Here is a 17,342-nt window from a genome sequence, read left to right as displayed (position 1 = left end):
CGCCGCGTGAAAGCGTTCTCGCGGGGCAGACGGATGATAAGACCGGATATCAACAGCTTAGTTCTGCTGCCAGGCGTGCAGAATTGTTTCTGTGGGTTTCACCTGTAAAGGATTGCCAGGAACGGTCAGCGTACGCCACACCTCATTGTAGTGGGCGATGAGCGTCGCGGCCTGCGCGGCGGGGCGGTTGGCGGTGGTGTGGGCATCTTCCGCGATAACAATGCCGTATCCGCGGCTGGCGCCGTTTTTAATGGTGGTGTCGAGGCAGTAGTCGGTGGCGCAACCGCAGATGACAAACTGCTGAATGTCGTGTTCCCGCAGCACCTGCTCCAGCGAGGTGTGATAGAAGGCGTCGCAGGCGGTTTTAGTGACATAGAGCGCGCCGGCCGGCTGCTCCAGCTCAGGGAGCAGGGCGAAGCCTTCGCTGCCGGCTTCGAGGCCGCCGGCCTCATCATGTTGAATAAAAATGACCTTATCCGCCGCGCGCACCAGACGATTAATTTGCGCGACGCAGCGCTCGCGCGCCAGACGCGGCGTGGCGAACACGCCATTTTGCATATCCACGACCATCACTACCCGTTGAGCCGCCATTGTTTTCTCCCGCGAACCTTCAGCCAAACGGTCATCATACGCGCCGGCGAAAAAAGCCGATATCCGAAAGCGTAAAAAAGTCTTTTTTACGCACCGTTACCTTTTTCCTGCAGGAATGTCGTGAATCCCGCTTTGTTCTGCGCCACTTCGTAGTATAAATACCCTCTTCTCTTTTATTTATTTAATGGATGATTTCCGTTGAAACGTAGTTTGCTCATTTTTGCTGCGCTGTGCGCGGCGTCGTGGACCTCGGCGCAGGCCGCACAGCCCACCGTTGACCCGGTTTTCGCCTCGGATGTGGTCGATCGTTACGCCAATCATATCTACTACGGCAGCGGCGCCACCGGCATGGCGCTGGTGGTGATCGATGGCAATCAGCGTGTGTTTCGCAGCTTTGGCGAAACCCGCCCCGGGAATAATCAGCACCCGCAGCTCGACTCGGTGATCCGTATCGCCTCCCTCAGCAAACTGATGACCAGCGAGATGCTGGTGAAGCTGCTCGACCAGGGGGTGGTGAAACTCGACGATCCGCTGAGCAAATACGCCCCGCCGGGCGCCCGGGTGCCTGACTGGCAGGGAAAACCGATCACCCTGGTGAATCTCGCGACCCATACCAGCGCCCTGCCGCGCGAACAGCCTGGCGGCGCCGCCCATCGCCCGGTGTTTGTCTGGCCGACCCGCCAGCAGCGCTGGAGCTGGCTCTCTACCGCGACCCTGAAGACCGCGCCGGGCTCGCAGGCGGCCTACTCCAACCTGGCCTTCGATTTGCTGGCGGACGCGCTCTCCACCGCCGCCGGCAAACCTTATCCGCAGCTATTTGAAGAGCAGATCACCCGACCGCTGGGGATGAAGGACACCACCTTTACCCCGTCGCCGGACCAGTGCCAGCGGCTGATGATCCCGGAAAAAGGCGCCAGCCCGTGCAACAACACCCTGGCGGCGATCGGCAGCGGCGGAGTCTACTCGACGCCGGGGGATATGATGCGCTGGATGCAGCAGTTCCTGTCATCCGATTTCTATACCCGCGGCCAGCAGGCCGACCGGATGCAGACGCTGATTTATCAGCGTAACCAGCTGACCCGGGTGATCGGTATGGACGTGCCGGGCCGCGCCGACGCGCTGGGGCTTGGCTGGGTGTATATGAAGCCGAAGAATGGCCATCCGGGGATTATTCAGAAAACCGGCGGCGGCGGCGGGTTTATCACCTATATGGCGATGAATCCGCAGGCTAACGTCGGCGCTTTTGTGGTGGTGACCCGCTCGCCGTTAACCCGCTTCAACAATATGAGCGATGGCATCAACGACCTGGTCAGCGAGCTGAGCGGCGCGCAGCCCAACATGCAGACGGCCAGCCAGTAAGCCCGGGGGAGGTTTCGCCGATGCGACATAACGATCGTTTTGGCGAAACATCCCGCTGCCATTTCAGTTACACTACCGTCTTTCATTTTACAAAATCAGGCAAACCATGACAGATTTAATCACTCGCCCCCGCCGCCTGCGTCAATCCGCTGCGCTGCGCGCCCTGTTTGAAGAGACAACACTGAGTTTGAACGACCTGGTGTTGCCGATCTTTGTTGAAGAAGAAATTGATGATTACAAAGCGATCGAGGCTATGCCCGGCGTGATGCGTATTCCGGAAAAATATCTGGCGCGTGAGATCGAACGCATCGCCAATGCCGGCATTCGCTCGGTGATGACCTTTGGCATTTCTCATCACACCGACGCCACCGGCAGCGATACCTGGAATGAAAATGGTCTGGTGGCGCGTATGTCGCGGATCTGTAAGTCCACGGTGCCGGAGATGATCGTCATGTCCGATACCTGCTTCTGCGAATACACCTCCCACGGCCACTGTGGCGTGCTGTGCGACCACGGGGTGGACAACGACGCCACCCTGGAAAACCTCGGCAAACAGGCCGTTGTCGCCGCCGCCGCCGGCGCGGACTTCATCGCCCCTTCCGCCGCGATGGATGGTCAGGTGCAGGCGATTCGCCGCTCGCTGGACGCTGCCGGCTTCACCAATACGGCGATCATGTCCTACTCGACCAAGTTCGCCTCTTCCTTCTACGGCCCGTTCCGCGAAGCGGCCGGTACCGCGCTGAAGGGCGATCGTAAAACCTATCAGATGAGCCCGATGAACCGCCGGGAAGCCATTCGCGAGTCGCTGCTCGATGAAGCCCAGGGCGCCGACTGCCTGATGGTGAAACCGGCTGGCGCCTACCTGGATATTCTGCGCGATATCCGCGAGCGCAGCGATCTGCCGCTCGGCGCGTATCAGGTCAGCGGGGAGTACGCGATGATCAAATTCGCCGCCCAGGCGGGCGCTATCGATGAAGAGAAAGTGGTTCTGGAAAGCCTTGGCGCGATCAAACGCGCAGGCGCCGACCTGATCTTCAGCTATTTCGCCCTCGACCTGGCCGAGAAAAAAATCCTCCGTTAAGCCTCCCTCTCCCCGGTGGCGCTGCGCTTACCGGGGCTACCAAACCTCATCCCCGGTGCGCTGTATTTATCGCGACCACCACACCGTAGCCCGGATAAGGCGCTTGCGCCGCTATCCGGGGACAGGCGCTAACCAATATCTGTAGCTAAAACTTTGCGCGCCGCTTTCCACCTTCTGCGCCTTCTCCTTGGCGTACCGGATTTCGCCTTCTAACGTGTTAAACCACATCATAAATACCGAATTCCAGGAGATCCTGTGGTGGCTTATCGACGTTATTACATTAAGGGGGGAACCTGGTACTTCACTGTTAACCTTAAAGACCGTAGAAGCATGCACCTAACTGAAAACATAGAATTATTGCGCTACTCTGTCGCTGTTGTTAAACAACATCGCCCCTTTATTATTGATGCCTGGGTGGTGTTGCCTGAACATCTGCATTGCATCTGGACACTACCTCATAATGATGACGATTTTTCTTCACGCTGGAGAGATATCAAAGGCTGTTTTACCAGAACGTTAAAACGACAACCCCTCTGGCAACCGCGCTTCTGGGAGCATGCCATACGCGATGAAGATGATTACCGCCGACACGTTGATTACATCCATATCAATCCACTTAAGCATGGCTGGGTCACCCGGGTGATCGATTGGCCATTTTCAACCTTTCATCGCGATGTCCAGCGCGGGCTATATCCCCCAAATTGGGCTGGCGATAGCTTTGATCTTAGCTGCGGTGAACGCCGATAGCCTCTCCCCGGTGGCGCTGACGCTTACCGGGGCTACAAATCGGCGCCAACTGTAGCCCGGATGAGGCGTTAGCCGCTATCCGGGAAACCTCCCCCGCTGCGAGCGAAACTTCACCCAACTGTAATCTGAACGACATCTCTACCTTCTACTGTCTGGGCAGGACGGAGGAGGAGCCACTATGTTTAGTCTCGACAACGTACTCGATGACCTGTGGCCTCAGGCGAGGCCCGCCCCCTGGCAAAAGAAACTGTTAAAAAAGCTATTTTATGAGGAAGAGTTTCAACAATTTGCCGACCGTCACCGCCACCTGAAGGGGCTTGATACGGTCGAACAGGTGCTGGAATACCTCAATATCCGCTGCGCTATCCCGGCGCACGATCTCGAACAAATCCCCGAATATGGCCCGCTGGTCATTATCGCCAACCACCCCACCGGCACCCTCGACGGCCTGGCGCTCCTGTATGCGGTATCCCGCGTGCGCCGCGATGTCAAAGTGGTCACCAACCGCATGCTCACCCACCTTGAGCCCCTGAGCTCGCTGTTTATCCCGGTGGATAATATTCATGGCCGCACCGCTAAAACGGCGCTGCAGCAGATGGACCAGCAGCTGCAGGCCGGCGGGGTGCTGATCTTCTTCCCCGCGGGGGAAGTCTCCCGCCTCACCCGTCGCGGCATCCGCGATAAAAAATGGCACTCGGGCTTTATTAAGCTGGCGGCAAAATATCGCGCCCCGCTGCTGCCGGCGTGGATTAACGCCCACAACAGCGCCCTGTTTTACGCCAGCACCCTGGTCTCCGACAACCTGCCGCTGCTCCTGCTGATGCAACAGATGTTTCGCCGGCGCAACAGCAGCCTGCCGGTGCGCATCGGCCAGCAGATCCCCTGGTCGAGCTGGTTCGATGCCCAGTCCAGCGCTCGCGAGCTTACCGGCCGTTGCTATCAGCACCTTGAACAGCTGCGCAAAGGGTTGCCGGGGCGGTTTAAAACCGAAAGCGCCATCGCCCGTCCGGAAGACCGGGCGCGGCTTAAACGCGAACTGCACAAGGCCGAATGCCTGGGCCGCACCGCCGACGGCAAAGTGATTTACCTCTGGCAGCGCAACGGCCAGGAGGAGGCGCCGCTGCTGCGCGAGCTGGGACGCCTGCGGGAAATCGCCTTCCGCGCGGTCGGGGAAGGCAGCGGCAAACGGCGGGATATCGACCGGTATGATGACGACTATCTGCATCTGATCCTGTGGGATGAAGAAGATCTGGAAATCGTCGGCGCTTACCGCTTTATGCCGACGGCTATACAGCTGGCAAAGCGCGGCCTGGAGGGGATCTACAGCTCCAGTCTCTTCCACTACGACGGGCGGATGGACGACATCCTGCAGCACGGCATTGAGCTGGGGCGCAGCTTTATCCAGCCGCGCTACTGGGGTCGACGCGGGCTGGACTATCTGTGGTCCGGCATCGGCGCTTATCTGGCGCGCTATCCGCACTATCGCTATCTGTTTGGCCCGGTGTCGATTTCTGGCGGGCTGCCGCCCGCCGCTCGCGATCTGCTGGTGGCGTTCTACCGGCTGTGGTTCCCGGCGACGCATCCGCTGGCGGAGTCGCGTCGCCCTTATCCGGCGTCGCTGCCCGACGTGCTGGCGCAGTTTGGCGGGGAGGATTACAACGACGACCTGGCCCGGCTGAAGTCCCTGCTGGGCAATCTCGGCTGCGCGATCCCGCCGCTGTATAAGCAGTACTCGGAAGTGTGCGAGCCGGGCGGCGTGCAGTTTATCGATTTCGGCAGCGATCCGGATTTCAATAACTGCGTGGATGGTCTGGTGCTGGTGGATCTCACCTACCTGAAGGCGAATCGCTATCAGCGCTATATTGGCGCGCATCTGGGGGCGCAAAAATCGGCATAAACGCTTTTTCCCGGCTTGCGGCGCGTTGCGCCTTAGCCGGGCTACGGTTCACCGTTTCCGACGGTTCGGTCGCCCGGAAAAGCCGCGTCAGGCGCCACCTCCGGGAAGCAGCGGGCAATGCAGCATCCGCTTTTCTCCGCGGCACGCGGCTAATACAAGCCTTACCCCGCCCGGTAATACGGCTTATCGCCAAGGATCGTCGCCCGGTGCATGATCCGCCGCTGCGGCAGATAGTCGGCGTTGGCGTAATGCTGGGTTACCCGGTTATCCCAGATAGCGACATCGTTCGGCTGCCAGCGCCAGCGCACCTGAAACTCCGGTTTGGTGATATGGGCAAACAGGAAGCTCAGCAGCGCCGCGCTCTCTTTCTCGGTCACGTCGACAATCCGCGTGGTAAAGCCTTCGTTAACGAACAGCGCCTGCTTGCCGGTCACCGGGTGGGTACGCACCACCGGGTGCAGCAGCGGCGGATGCTTCGCCACCGCCTCCTGCCAGCGCCGATGCTCGGCTTCCGTGTGGTTGTACTTATACTCCTGGAACGATTTACGGAAATCGTGTTCCGCATGCAGGCCGCTCAGCAGCTGCCGGAAGGGCTCTGATAGCGCTTCCCAGGCGGCGATGCCGCTGGTCCACAGGGTGTCCCCGCCGGTCGTCGGCAACTCTTTCGCCGCCAGAATAGCGCCGGCGGGCGGCGTGTCGATAAAGGTGACATCGGTATGCCAGTTGTCATTATCCGGCGGATTATCGTTGTGGGTATCGAGGACGATAATCTCCTCCACGCCTGGGGCGTGAGGGTAGACCGGATGAATATGCAGGTCGCCAAACCGCAGCGCCAGGTCGCGCTGTTGCGCCGGGGTGATATTTTGCTCGCGCAGGAATACCACCTGATGACGCAGCACCGCGTGATACAGCTGCTCAAACTGGTTGTCGCTCAGCGGACGGGTTAAATCCGCCCCGGTCACCTGCGCGCCAATATACGGCCCCAGCGGGGTAATGCTCAGACGTTCACTCATTGTACTTCTCCATGCCAGGGCGTCAGGCGCCGCTGCAGCGCGCGCAGACCCAGTTCCAGTAAAAAGGCGATAATGGCAATCACCGCGATCCCCGCCAGCACCACATCAGTGGCGAGAAACTCGCCGGCGGACTGCACCATAAATCCTAACCCGCGGGTGGCGGCGATCAGCTCAGCGGCCACCAGCGTTGACCAACCGACGCCAAGACCAATGCGCAGCCCGGTGAGGATCTCCGGCAGCGCGCCGGGCAGGATCACCAGCCACAGCACCTGCGCCCGGCTGGCGCCCAGCGAACGGGCGGCGCGAATCCGCACCTGCTGCGCGCTTTTTACCCCCGCCAGCGCCGACATCGCTACCGGGGCGAAAATCGCCAGGTAGATCAGCAGGATCTTCGACGTTTCACCGATGCCAAACCAGATCACCATCAGCGGTAAGTAGGCCAGCGGCGGCACCGGACGATAAAGCTCGATCAGCGGATCGAGGATCCCGCGCACCGTTGAGTTGAGCCCCATGGCGATCCCCACCGGCACGCCGATCAGCACCGCCGCCAGCAGAGCGATAACGATCCGCGTCAGGCTCGCCGCCAGGTGCTGCCAGAGCGTCGCATCCATAAAGCCCTGCGGCCCGGCGATAGTGATAAGCTTCTGCAGCACCTGGCCCGGCGGCGGCAGAAACAGCGGGCTAATCAGCTGCAGCGCCGCGACCGCCCACCAGACGGCCAGCAACACCGCCAGGGTCGCCACGCTGAGGGTGAGCTGACGGGAGAGCGGCCAGCGCCACTTCAGCGTCAGTTGACGCGGTTTGTCGTTCAGTACCACGCTCATGAGAAAGCCTCCCGTTGGTCAAACACCCGGCTCAGAATGTATTCCCGCTGTTCAATAAACCGCGGGTCGGATTTGATGCTGCGGCAGGGTTCGCCCGCGACAAAGCGGCGGCTGAAATCCAGCGGCAGCCGCTCCACCACCCGCCCCGGCCCCGGCGACAACAGCACCAGCTCGGTCGCCATAAAGATGGCCTCTTCAATGTCATGGGTGATGAGCAGCACCTGTTTGCCGGTCTCATGCCAGAGGGTCAGCAGCAGCGTTTGCATCTGCTCGCGGGTAAAGGCGTCAAGCGCGCCGAAGGGCTCATCCAGCAGCAACAGCTGCGGATTCGCCGCCAGCGCCCGGGCGATGCCCACCCGCTGGCGTTGACCGCCGGACAGCTGCCAGATAAAGCGCTTTTCCGCCCCTTCGAGGCCGACCTTTTTCAGCATCTGCGCCGCCGCTTGCCGCCGCTGCGCTTTATCCACACCCGCCAGCTGCAGCCCCAGCGCCACGTTATCCTGCACATTGCGCCAGGGCAGCAGGCCTTCGTTCTGGAAGACCACGCCGCGCTCTGCGCCCGGCCCGGTCACCCGCTGACCTTCGAGGGTGATGCTGCCGTGCTGATAGGGCACGAATCCGGCAATCAGGTTCAGCAGGGTAGTTTTACCGCAGCCCGAAGGCCCCAGCACCACCAGCAGCTCCCCACTCTCCAGCGTCAGGTTGATATCCGCCAGCGCCGGTTTACCGCCGTAGTCGGCGGAAAGATGCGAGATTTGCAGCATCGCCGCCTCCTTTACTTCACGAAACGGTCAGTAACGTACTGACGATAATCGGTTCCCGCCGCGGGCACTTTGCCCTGCTCTTTCAGAAAGCGCGCGGTATCGACGATGGCCTGATTGACCGGCCCGTTCAGCGCCTGCGCCTGCTCAGCGGCGGTCAGGTAGGTGTTCCCCTTCACCAGCCCCGGGACATCGGCTTCCGGCACGCCGCTCAGGCGCGCCAGCTTGCTGATGTTGTCCGGCTGTTTCAGCCATGCCTCCGGGTTGGCGATGTAGGGCTGCTGGGCGTCGATGGCGCTTTTAGCAAACGCTTTGACGATCTCCGGATGCTGCTCGGCGAAGTCCTTACGGACCACCCAGACGTCGAGGGTCGGTGCGCCCCACTCCCCGACCTGCGCGGAATCGGTCAGCACCTTGCCCTCTTTTTCCAGTTCGTTAACCGCTGGCGCCCAGACGTAAGCCCCGTCGATATCCCCGCGCTGCCAGGCGGCGATAATCGCCGGCGGCTGCAGGTTAATAATCTGCACCTGGCCCGGCTTGATGCCCCAGTGTTTGAGCGCCGACAGCAGGCTGTAGTGGGTGGTGGAGATAAACGGCACGGCGATGCGCTTGCCGATCAGATCTTCCGGTTTGGTGATGCTTTTCTTCACCACCAGCGCTTCGGAGTTGCCGAGCTTTGAAGCGAGCAGGAACACTTCAATCGGCACCTGCTGGCTGGCAGCCACCGCCAGCGGGCTGGAGCCGATATTGCCGATCTGCACATCGCCGGAGGCCAGGGCGCGCACCACGCTGGCGCCGCTGTCAAATTTCCGCCAGTCGACGGTCGCCCCGCTGGTTTTGGCGAAGGTGTTGTCCGCCTGGGCGACTTTCGCCGGCTCAGCGGAGGTTTGATACGCCACGGTCACATTGACCGCCTGCGCCTGGAAGGCGGCGACGGCCAGCGCCGCCAGAAGAGTAATTCGCGATGTGAATGCCATAATGTCTGCTTCCCCTGAGTTGTTATAGGTGCAGTATTTCCGGCATCAGGATGGAGATGAAGTAATTAAAAATTCTGGCTAATAGCGAATCGTTTTTAGAACAAAAGCGGGAAAGGATAGTTGATTTTGCGCGGTGGATTGGCGGCAGAGGGTTGGCGCCGGGTGGCGGCTACGCCTTGCCCGGCCTACAGATCGCGCAAGGTGTAGGCCGGGTAAGCGCAGCGCCACCCGGCACAAAACTCAGCGCTTCGCGTTAAGCTCAGCGATATCCTTCGGCGTGGTGCGGCAGCAGCCGCCGATCAGCCTCGCCCCGGCCGCCAGCCACTGCGGCAGATAACCCGCCAGGCTGGCGCAGGCTTCGCCATGATGGTGCCAGGTCTTGCTCACCGCATCATAATGCTCACCGGAGTTAGGATAGACCACCAGCGGCAGCGCCGTCAGGCTGTGCAGATGCGCCAGCGCCGCGGGCGTATTTTCCAGCGCGATACAGTTGATCCCCACCGCCACCACCTGCGGGTTATCCGCCAGGGCGGCCATCACCTCGCGCAGCGGCGTGCCATCGCTGAGATGTTCGGCGTCGCGCAGCGTGAAGGAGTACCAGGCGCGGGCGCGGGGATACTCCTGCAGCAGGGCTGTCAGGGCCTGGATCTCGGCGAATGACGGCAGGGTTTCACAGGCCAGCAGGTCGGCGCCCGCATCCAGCAGCGCTTCGACGCGCGGGCGGTGGAAGGCCTGGAACTCTGCCGCGCTGCGCTGATAATCGCCGCGATACTCCGAGCCGTCGGCGAGAAAGGCGCCATACGGCCCCACCGAACCGGCGACCAGCAGCGTGCCGGCGTGTGGATTCTCGGCGAGGTACGCCTCGCGCGCTTTGCGCGCCAGCTCGACGCTTTTGCCGATCAGCGCCCGGGACTGCGCATCATCCAGGCCGCGCGCGGCAAAGCCGGCGGGAGTGGCCTGATAGCTGGCGGTGATCGCCACCTGCGCTCCGGCGCGAAAGTAGTCGAGATGCACATCGCGGATCAGCTGCGGATTTTCCAGCAGCACTTTCGCCGACCACAGGCTGTCAGCCAGATCGCAGCCGCGGGCCTCCAGCTCGGTGGCCATGGCGCCGTCCAGCAGCACAAAAGGCTGGGCGGCAAGCAGGGCGGTAAACGGATTAGTCTGCGACATGTTGTGGCTCCTGAGTCATTTTCCGTGAACGAGTAAGATACCAGGCACCATAGCACAGGGCCACAAAGGGGATCCCGCACCACAGCGCAATTCTCTGGCTCGGGTCAAAAGCGAGGCCCACGCAGGCCACCAGGCACAGCACAAAGCCCAGAATCGGCACCACCGGATACCAGGGGGCGCGATACTGCAGATCGCTCAGCGCCTTACCCTGCTGCAGATGGCGGCGGCGGAACATAAAGTGCGAGGCGCAGATGCTCAACCACACCGCCACCACCGCAAAGCCGGAGATCGCCGACAGCGCCACAAACACCGTATCGGGCGCCACCACGCTGGATAACAGCGCCAGCACGCCGCCCAGCATACTCACCGACAGCGCGGTCACCGGCACGCCCCGTTTATTGACTTTGGCAAAGCAGGCCGGCAGCGTCTTCTCGTTCGACAGCGACCAGAGCATCCGCCCGGAAGCGTACAGGCCGGAGTTGGCCGCCGAGAGGATCGCCGTCAGGATCACGAAGTTGAAAATATCCGCCGCGTAAGGGATGCCCACCTTTTCAAACACCAGCACGAAGGGGCTTTTCTCCACCCCCGCCTGTTGCATCGGGATCAGCGCCGCCAGCACAAACACGGTGCCGATAAAGAAAATAATCAGCCGGGCGATGGTGGTGCGGATGGCGACCGGAATGACCTTATGCGGGTTTTCCGTCTCTCCGGCGGCAATGCCGATAAGCTCCGTCCCGGAGAAGGCGAAGTTCACCGCCACCATGGTCATCAGGATCGGCAGGCCGCCGTGCGGGAACCAGCCTTCGGCGGTGATATTGCGCAGGCCCGGCGCCGGGGAGCCATCCTGCATCGGAATGATGCCGAAAATGGCCGCGCCGCCGAGAATAATAAACGCGATGATGGTGATCACTTTCACCAGCGAGAACCAGAACTCGCCTTCGGCGAAGAAGCGGGTCGAAATGATGTTAAGGCCGAAAATCACCGCGCAGAACACCACGCACCAGATCCAGACCGGCACCTGCGGGAACCAGTACTGCATACAGAAGCCGGCGGCGGTGAAGCTCGAACCCAGCGCCACCGTCCACGTCAGCCAGTAGAGCCACGCCACGGTATAGCCCGTCGCCGGGCCAAGGTAGCGCGCCGCGTAAACGTGGAAGGCGCCGGTCTCCGGCATCGCCACCGACAGTTCGCCGAGGCACTGCATCACCAGCCAGACCACCAGGGCGCCAATCAGATACGCCAGCAGCGTTCCGGCCGCGCCGGTGGTGGAGATGATATAGCCGGTATTAAAGAACAGGCCGGTGCCAATCACGCCGCCCAGCGACAGCATGATCAGATGGCGCGTTTTCATGGTGCGCTTCAGTTGCCCACCTTGTTGTTGTGTTGTGCTTTGCATTTTATTTTCTCACGCCAGCCCGCTTGCCCGGGCCATGATGCGTATAAACGTATAGACATCTAAACATCCAAAAGAAGAAGTGTTATACCGTGCCACCGCGGAAAAAGCAAAGCCGCTGCACCAGGTCGCGCGCCGACAGCGTGCAGCCTGCCCCATTTTTGCGCAGCGCCGGTGAGCGCGCCACGGGCTGGCGCCTCATCGCGGCGGACAACGTTCTGGCACTCTCTTTGCAGCCTGTCGTTCAGAACCTTTCTATCTGGCGAGGCAACACGTATGACAGAGCACACCACCACCTTAAAAAGAACGCTCGGCAGTTTTCGTTTATGGGGGATCGCCGTCGGACTGGTGATATCCGGGGAGTACTTCGGCTGGAGCTACGGCTGGTCGCAGGCGGGCACGATGGGGTTTATGGTCGTCGCCCTGGCGGTCGCAGCCATGTACTGCGCCTTTATTTTCAGCTTTACCGAGCTGACCACCGCCATCCCGCACGCTGGCGGCCCTTTCGCCTACGCCTACCGCGCCTTCGGGCCCACCGGCGGCTTTATCGCCGGTTTTGCCACTCTGATTGAATTCGTCTTCGCCCCGCCGGCCATCGCCATGGCCATCGGCGCCTACCTCAACGTGCAGTTTCCGGCGCTGGATCCGAAGTGGGTCGCCTGCGGCGCTTACGTGATCTTTATGACGCTCAATATCCTCGGCGTCGGCATCGCCGCCACCTTCGAGCTGATCGTCACCCTGCTGGCCATCTTCGAGCTGCTGGTGTTTATGGGCGTGGTCGCCCCCGGCTTCTCCTGGAGCCACTTCACCGCCAACGGCTGGGCGGGCGCGGAAAGCTTTAGCGGCCTGGCGCTACCGGGGATGTTCGCCGCCATTCCGTTCGCTATCTGGTTTTTTCTCGCCATTGAGGGGGCTTCCATGGCCGCCGAAGAGGCAAAAGATCCGCAGCGTACCATTCCGCGCGCCCTGGGCGGCGGCATTCTGACGCTGACGGTGCTGGCGATCGGCGTGATGGTCTTCGCCGGCGGCGTCGGCGACTGGCGCGCGCTGTCCAATATCAACGACCCGCTGCCTCAGGCGATGAAGACGGTGGTGGGCAACGGCAGCGGCTGGCTGCATATGCTGGTGTGGCTGGGGCTGTTTGGCCTCGTCGCCTCCTTCCACGGCATCATTATGGGCTACTCGCGGCAGATCTACTCCCTCGCCCGCGCCGGCTATCTGCCCGCCGGGCTGGCCTCCCTCAACCGCCGCACCCGCACCCCGCATCTGGCGATCCTCGCCGGCGGCGTGGTGGGTATCGCCGCGATCTTCTCCGACTCGCTGATCACCATCAGCGGCATGCCGTTGACCGCCTGCATCGTCACCATGTCGGTATTTGGGGCTATTGTTATGTATATCACTTCCATGGCGGCGTTGTTCAAACTGCGCCGTAGCGAGCCGAAGCTGATCCGTCCGTTCCGCGCGCCGCTCTACCCGCTGGCGCCGGCCTTTGCCCTCGGCATGGCGGTGATCTGCCTGGTGGCGATGGTCTGGTATAACCTGCTGCTGGCGCTGATTTTCGCGGCGATGATGCTCGGCGGCTACCTGTGGTTCCGCAAAACCGCAGCGGCCCGTGAACGGGCGCCAGTGGATCCTCAACTGCGCACGGTCTCCTGAGGAGGCGGCATGTATAAAACCACGCTATCGGGCCAGGTATGGCGCTTTGATAGTCTGAAAACGCTGATGGCGAAAGCGTCGCCGGCCCGCTCCGGCGACGCCCTGGCGGGCGTTATCGCCCACTCGGCCGAAGAGCGGATGGCGGCGAAAATGACCCTCGCCGAGGTGCCGCTGACCGACATTCTCGACAACCCGCTTATCCCCTACGAGCAGGACGAAGTGACCCGCCTGATCCTCGACACCCATGATGCGCAGGGCTTTGCCGCCCTGCGTCACCTGACGGTCGGCGATTTCCGCGACTGGCTGCTGGACGATGCCACCGATACCGCCACGCTGCAGCGGGTCGCCCGCGCTATCACCCCGGAGATGGCGGCGGCGGTAAGCAAGCTGATGCGCAATCAGGATCTGATCCTCGCCGCCAGCAAGTGTCAGGTGGTGACGCGCTTTCGCAACACCATCGGCCTGCCCGGCCACCTCAGCGTGCGCCTGCAGCCCAATCATCCCACCGATGACCTGAAAGGCATCGCCGCCAGTATGCTCGACGGACTGCTGTACGGCGCCGGGGATGCGGTGATCGGCATCAACCCGGCCAGCGACAGCTTACCGGTGCTGGCGCAGCTGAACGTGATGCTGGACGATATTATCCAGCGCTTCGCCATTCCCACCCAGTCCTGCATTCTGACCCACGTCACCAATACGCTGCAGCTGATTGAGCGCGGCGCGCCGGTGGATCTGGTGTTTCAGTCGGTGGCGGGAACCGAAGCGGCCAACAGCGGCTTCGGCATCAACCTTGCCATGCTGCAGGAGGCCCGCGAGGCGGCCCTCAGCCTCGGTCGCGGCACCCTCGGCAACAATGTAATGTATTTTGAGACCGGCCAGGGGAGCTGCCTGTCGGCCAACGCCCACCACGGCGTCGACCAGCAGACCTGCGAGGCGCGGGCCTACGCCGTCGCCCGCCACTTTGAACCGCTGCTGGTCAATACGGTGGTCGGCTTTATCGGTCCGGAGTATCTCTACGACGGTAAGCAGATTATTCGCGCCGGGCTGGAGGATCACTTCTGCGGCAAACTGATGGGCCTGCCGATCGGCTGCGACGTCTGCTATACCAACCATGCGGAAGCGGATCAGGATGATATGGACACCCTGCTGACCCTGCTGTGCGCCGCCGGGCTCACCTTCCTGATCGGCGTGCCAGGGGCGGACGATATCATGCTTAATTACCAGAGCACCTCGTTCCATGATGCGCTCTACGCCCGTCGTCTGCTGGGCTTAAAGCATGCCCCGGAGTTCGCCGACTGGCTGGCGAAGATGCAAATTATCGATCCGCACGGCGCGCTGCGGCTCACCGACGCCCGCCATCCGCTGCTGTCCGTTCTGCCGCAAGGAGCCCCCGTATGAACCGTCCCGACGCCTGGAACCCGCTGCGTGAATTTACCGATGCGCGGATCGCCCTGGGCCGCAGCGGCGCCAGCCTGCCGACCCGCGAAGTCCTTAACTTTGGTCTGGCCCACGCCAGAGCGCGGGACGCCATTCATCAGCCGTTCGCCAGCCAGCAGCTGGTGGCGCCGCTGGCGGCGCTCGGCCTCGACACCCTGACGGTGCACAGCGCCGCGCCGGACCGTCATACCTATCTGCGGCGCCCGGATCTCGGGCGGCAGCTTGCCGACGAGAGTCGCGCCGACCTCGCCGCCAGCGGCGTCCGCCCCGCCGACCTGCTGCTGGTGATCGGCGACGGCCTCTCTTCCTGGGCGGTAGAGCGTCAGGCGGTGCCGTTGATCCGCGCCCTGCTGCCCTGGCTGCAGACGCTGGGGATCGGCCTCGCGCCGGTGGTGCTGGCCCATCAGTCGCGGGTGGCGCTGGGGGATGATATTGGCGAAACCCTGAAAGCCCGCGCGGTGGCGATCCTGATTGGCGAACGACCGGGCCTCTCCTCGCCGGACAGCCTCGGCGTCTACCTCACCTGGCAGCCCCATCGGCAGCGGCTGGAGTCAGAGCGCAACTGTATCTCCAATATTCGCCCGGAAGGGCTGAGCCATGACGCCGCCGCCTTTAAACTGGCCTGGCTGCTGGAGCAGGCTTTTTTACGACGGCTTACCGGCGTGCGCCTGAAAGATGAAAGCGATAATCCGGCGCTGCATGGAAAAATAAAACCATTGCCCCCTTTAAAATAATAAGTCACGCGAGCCGAAGAATAGATTTTTAATATTACCTGGCGCACCTGAATATTATATTCGGGTGCGCTGAAATCGCCCGGCGGCGCTTCGCTGGCGCGAGCCTGTGGAAACCGTCCAACCGGTTTACATTGCTTTTTTTCCAGGCCGGATAAGGCGCCAGTCGCTACCTGGGAAAATACGTTCAGCGTATCAAAAGCCGTGTTGTCACCAGCCTTATGCCCTTGCCTGCAGGTAATAAGAATATTGCATGAGTAAAAACGAAACGGACGTTGTAAGGTAATTCAGCGCCTTAAAAATACCCGTCATACTTTAAGTTGCATGTGCGTTGGCTGCGTTCTCTCCCCCCAGTCACTGACTTCTGCAAGCGTCTGGGGACTCGCTCACATGCCGCCTTCATGCGACTCGAATTATTTAGGGTATATATCTCGTTATCTATTCAACATAACAGCCAATAATTCGCCAGATACGCTGGCGAATTATTCCTCAATGTTATGCAGTCATTGATGGTTAAAGATAAATAATCGACCGACGGAGAAATACCAATGAAATCGTTTTCCGGGAAAGCGTCTTTAATGGCCACGCTGGTAGCCGCGCTGGCCGGCGCGAGCAGCGCGCAGGCAGCGGAAATTAAAATCGGGGTGGTATTACCCCTGAGCGGCGCCCTCAGCGGCTATGGTCAGCCGTCGCAGAAAGGGCTGGACATTATTCAGACCATCACCCCGACGTTAAAAAATGGCGATACCATCAAGCTTATCGTTATCGATGATAAAAGCGACAAAGTCGAAGCGGCCAACGCCATGCAGCGGCTGGTCTCCAGCGATAAAGTGGATGCCGTGATCGGGGAAGTCACCTCCTCCAACACCCTGGCGATGACCAAGATCGCCGACGACAGCAAAACGCCGCTGGTCTCCTCCACCGCCACCAACGACCGCGTCACCCGCAACCATCCGTACGTCAGCCGGGTCTGCTTCTCGGACAGCTTCCAGGGGGTGGTCGGGGCCAATCTGGCCTCCCGCGATCTGAAAGCCAAAACCGCCGCCATCGTGTTTGACAGTAGCAACGATTACTCCGTCGGCCTGGCGAAAGCGTTCCGCACCCAGTTCCTGAAAAACGGCGGCACCATTCCCATCGAGGTACAGGCCCCGGGCGGCAGCAAGGACTTTAAAGCCCAGCTGGCGAGCGTCAAGGCGAAGAATGTCGACATGATTTATATGCCGATCTACTACACCGAAGGGGCGCTGATTGCCGTCCAGTCAAAACAGCTGGGGCTCAACAAACCGGTGGTGGGCGGCGACGGTCTGGCCGCAGATCAGGTCTTCTTCGATGTGGGTAAAGACGCGGTCAACGGCTATATGACCACCGATTACTACTCGCCGAACGCCAAAGAGCAGACCCCGGCCGGGGAAACCTTCATCAAAGCCTGGGAAGCCAAATACCAGCAGCCGACCCATACCTGGGGCGCTATGGCGGCGGACGCCTATAACGTTATCGTCAACGCCATGAACCAGTGCAGCGATCCCCACGATCGGGTCTGCGTGAATGAAAAAATCCGCGCCACCAAAGATTTCCAGGGCGTGACCGGCACGCTGACGTTACAGAACGGCGACGCCATTCGCAGCGCGGTCATCAACGAAGTGAAAGATGGCAAGCTGGCGTTTCGTACCGTGGTTAACCCTTAAGTTGTGACGAGGCTACA

The 17,342-nt window shown here is 61.2% G+C and carries 17 protein-coding genes; 8 read left to right on the top strand and 9 right to left on the bottom strand.

The window, feature by feature from the left end; translation table 11 throughout:
- Positions 1-57: 57 nt before the first annotated feature.
- A complete protein-coding gene (locus tag ACOI7D_RS17210; RefSeq protein ID WP_072096510.1) occupies positions 58-570 on the bottom strand; it encodes an isochorismatase family protein in 513 nt (170 codons plus the stop codon).
- A gap of 219 nt (positions 571-789) precedes the next feature.
- On the opposite strand from ACOI7D_RS17210, the gene ampH reads away from it, so the two are divergent.
- From ampH to ACOI7D_RS17190, 4 genes are all read left to right on the top strand, one after another.
- A complete protein-coding gene (gene ampH, locus ACOI7D_RS17205) occupies positions 790-1,950 on the top strand; it encodes a D-alanyl-D-alanine-carboxypeptidase/endopeptidase AmpH (protein WP_044521218.1) in 1,161 nt (386 codons plus the stop codon).
- 106 nt (positions 1,951-2,056) lie between these two features.
- On the top strand, positions 2,057-3,031 hold the full coding sequence (hemB, locus tag ACOI7D_RS17200) for a porphobilinogen synthase (protein ID WP_002890201.1): 975 nt from the start codon (positions 2,057-2,059) through the stop codon (positions 3,029-3,031).
- 255 nt (positions 3,032-3,286) lie between these two features.
- The gene (locus ACOI7D_RS17195; RefSeq protein WP_420667978.1) at positions 3,287-3,778 is read left to right on the top strand and encodes an REP-associated tyrosine transposase; all 492 of its coding nucleotides are present in this window, start codon (positions 3,287-3,289) and stop codon (positions 3,776-3,778) included.
- Positions 3,779-3,956: 178 nt separating this feature from the next.
- Positions 3,957-5,675, top strand: a complete 1,719-nt coding sequence (locus ACOI7D_RS17190) for a lysophospholipid acyltransferase family protein (protein WP_060591725.1) — start codon at positions 3,957-3,959, stop codon at positions 5,673-5,675.
- A gap of 161 nt (positions 5,676-5,836) precedes the next feature.
- Here the strand turns inward: ACOI7D_RS17190 and tauD are convergent, their stop codons facing one another.
- The 7 genes from tauD to ACOI7D_RS17155 form a co-directional block, all read right to left on the bottom strand.
- Positions 5,837-6,688: a taurine dioxygenase gene (tauD, locus tag ACOI7D_RS17185; RefSeq protein ID WP_023288563.1), complete on the bottom strand. Its 852-nt coding sequence runs from the start codon at positions 6,686-6,688 to the stop codon at positions 5,837-5,839.
- Complete coding sequence (gene tauC / locus ACOI7D_RS17180) at positions 6,685-7,512, bottom strand: taurine ABC transporter permease TauC (RefSeq protein ID WP_032453385.1); 828 nt, start codon at positions 7,510-7,512, stop codon at positions 6,685-6,687. The genes tauD and tauC overlap by 4 nt, the downstream gene beginning before the upstream one ends.
- On the bottom strand, positions 7,509-8,276 hold the full coding sequence (tauB, locus tag ACOI7D_RS17175; RefSeq protein WP_023288561.1) for a taurine ABC transporter ATP-binding subunit: 768 nt from the start codon (positions 8,274-8,276) through the stop codon (positions 7,509-7,511). Before tauB ends, tauC begins: the two co-directional genes overlap by 4 nt.
- An 11-nt stretch (positions 8,277-8,287) precedes the next feature.
- Positions 8,288-9,250, bottom strand: coding sequence for a taurine ABC transporter substrate-binding protein (tauA, locus tag ACOI7D_RS17170; RefSeq protein ID WP_004204897.1), 963 nt, complete (start codon positions 9,248-9,250; stop codon positions 8,288-8,290).
- Positions 9,251-9,490: 240 nt separating this feature from the next.
- A complete protein-coding gene (mmuM, locus tag ACOI7D_RS17165; RefSeq protein ID WP_109546617.1) occupies positions 9,491-10,423 on the bottom strand; it encodes a homocysteine S-methyltransferase in 933 nt (310 codons plus the stop codon).
- Positions 10,410-11,819, bottom strand: a complete 1,410-nt coding sequence (gene mmuP / locus ACOI7D_RS17160) for an S-methylmethionine permease (protein ID WP_109546618.1) — start codon at positions 11,817-11,819, stop codon at positions 10,410-10,412. Before mmuP ends, mmuM begins: the two co-directional genes overlap by 14 nt.
- An 82-nt stretch (positions 11,820-11,901) precedes the next feature.
- Positions 11,902-12,030 (bottom strand): hypothetical protein, encoded by a 129-nt coding sequence (locus ACOI7D_RS17155; RefSeq protein ID WP_072199122.1) that lies wholly within the window; start codon positions 12,028-12,030, stop codon positions 11,902-11,904.
- A gap of 62 nt (positions 12,031-12,092) precedes the next feature.
- On the opposite strand from ACOI7D_RS17155, the gene eat reads away from it, so the two are divergent.
- Genes eat through eutC form a run of 3 tightly spaced genes read left to right on the top strand, consistent with a single transcriptional unit; the run spans position 12,093 to position 15,643 of the window.
- On the top strand, positions 12,093-13,472 hold the full coding sequence (gene eat, locus ACOI7D_RS17150) for an ethanolamine permease (protein ID WP_032453381.1): 1,380 nt from the start codon (positions 12,093-12,095) through the stop codon (positions 13,470-13,472).
- 9 nt (positions 13,473-13,481) lie between these two features.
- Entirely contained in the window at positions 13,482-14,870 is a 1,389-nt protein-coding gene (locus ACOI7D_RS17145; RefSeq protein WP_023288556.1) for an ethanolamine ammonia-lyase subunit EutB, read from the top strand.
- On the top strand, positions 14,867-15,643 hold the full coding sequence (gene eutC, locus ACOI7D_RS17140) for an ethanolamine ammonia-lyase subunit EutC (RefSeq protein ID WP_080820532.1): 777 nt from the start codon (positions 14,867-14,869) through the stop codon (positions 15,641-15,643). Before ACOI7D_RS17145 ends, eutC begins: the two co-directional genes overlap by 4 nt.
- Positions 15,644-16,082: 439 nt before the next feature.
- Here eutC and ACOI7D_RS17135 read toward each other — a convergent pair whose 3' ends face one another.
- Positions 16,083-16,226, bottom strand: a complete 144-nt coding sequence (locus ACOI7D_RS17135; RefSeq protein WP_032428606.1) for a hypothetical protein — start codon at positions 16,224-16,226, stop codon at positions 16,083-16,085.
- On the opposite strand from ACOI7D_RS17135, the gene ACOI7D_RS17130 reads away from it, so the two are divergent.
- The gene (locus ACOI7D_RS17130; RefSeq protein WP_072096492.1) at positions 16,219-17,325 is read left to right on the top strand and encodes an ABC transporter substrate-binding protein; all 1,107 of its coding nucleotides are present in this window, start codon (positions 16,219-16,221) and stop codon (positions 17,323-17,325) included. The two genes, ACOI7D_RS17135 and ACOI7D_RS17130, sit on opposite strands and share 8 nt — an antisense overlap.
- The last annotated feature ends 17 nt before the right edge of the window (positions 17,326-17,342 follow it).

Origin of the sequence: Klebsiella sp. C360 (assembly GCF_048822415.1) — a bacterium.
In the GTDB taxonomy this organism is placed as follows: Bacteria; Pseudomonadota; Gammaproteobacteria; order Enterobacterales; family Enterobacteriaceae; genus Klebsiella; species Klebsiella quasipneumoniae.
This window is presented reverse-complemented; position numbering and strand designations above follow the sequence as displayed.

Bases quoted from the DNA above. Each gene is read 5' to 3' on its own strand.
- mmuP (WP_109546618.1), bottom strand. From the start codon at position 11,819: ATGCAAAGCACAACACAACAACAAGGTGGGCAACTGAAGCGCACCATG.
- tauD (WP_023288563.1), bottom strand. From the start codon at position 6,688: ATGAGTGAACGTCTGAGCATTACCCCGCTGGGGCCGTATATTGGCGCG.
- ACOI7D_RS17130 (WP_072096492.1), top strand. From the start codon at position 16,219: ATGGCCACGCTGGTAGCCGCGCTGGCCGGCGCGAGCAGCGCGCAGGCA.
- hemB (WP_002890201.1), top strand. From the start codon at position 2,057: ATGACAGATTTAATCACTCGCCCCCGCCGCCTGCGTCAATCCGCTGCG.
- tauB (WP_023288561.1), bottom strand. From the start codon at position 8,276: ATGCTGCAAATCTCGCATCTTTCCGCCGACTACGGCGGTAAACCGGCG.
- mmuM (WP_109546617.1), bottom strand. From the start codon at position 10,423: ATGTCGCAGACTAATCCGTTTACCGCCCTGCTTGCCGCCCAGCCTTTT.
- tauA (WP_004204897.1), bottom strand. From the start codon at position 9,250: ATGGCATTCACATCGCGAATTACTCTTCTGGCGGCGCTGGCCGTCGCC.
- eat (WP_032453381.1), top strand. From the start codon at position 12,093: ATGACAGAGCACACCACCACCTTAAAAAGAACGCTCGGCAGTTTTCGT.
- tauC (WP_032453385.1), bottom strand. From the start codon at position 7,512: ATGAGCGTGGTACTGAACGACAAACCGCGTCAACTGACGCTGAAGTGG.
- eutC (WP_080820532.1), top strand. From the start codon at position 14,867: ATGAACCGTCCCGACGCCTGGAACCCGCTGCGTGAATTTACCGATGCG.
- ACOI7D_RS17145 (WP_023288556.1), top strand. From the start codon at position 13,482: ATGTATAAAACCACGCTATCGGGCCAGGTATGGCGCTTTGATAGTCTG.
- ACOI7D_RS17190 (WP_060591725.1), top strand. From the start codon at position 3,957: ATGTTTAGTCTCGACAACGTACTCGATGACCTGTGGCCTCAGGCGAGG.
- ACOI7D_RS17210 (WP_072096510.1), bottom strand. From the start codon at position 570: ATGGTCGTGGATATGCAAAATGGCGTGTTCGCCACGCCGCGTCTGGCG.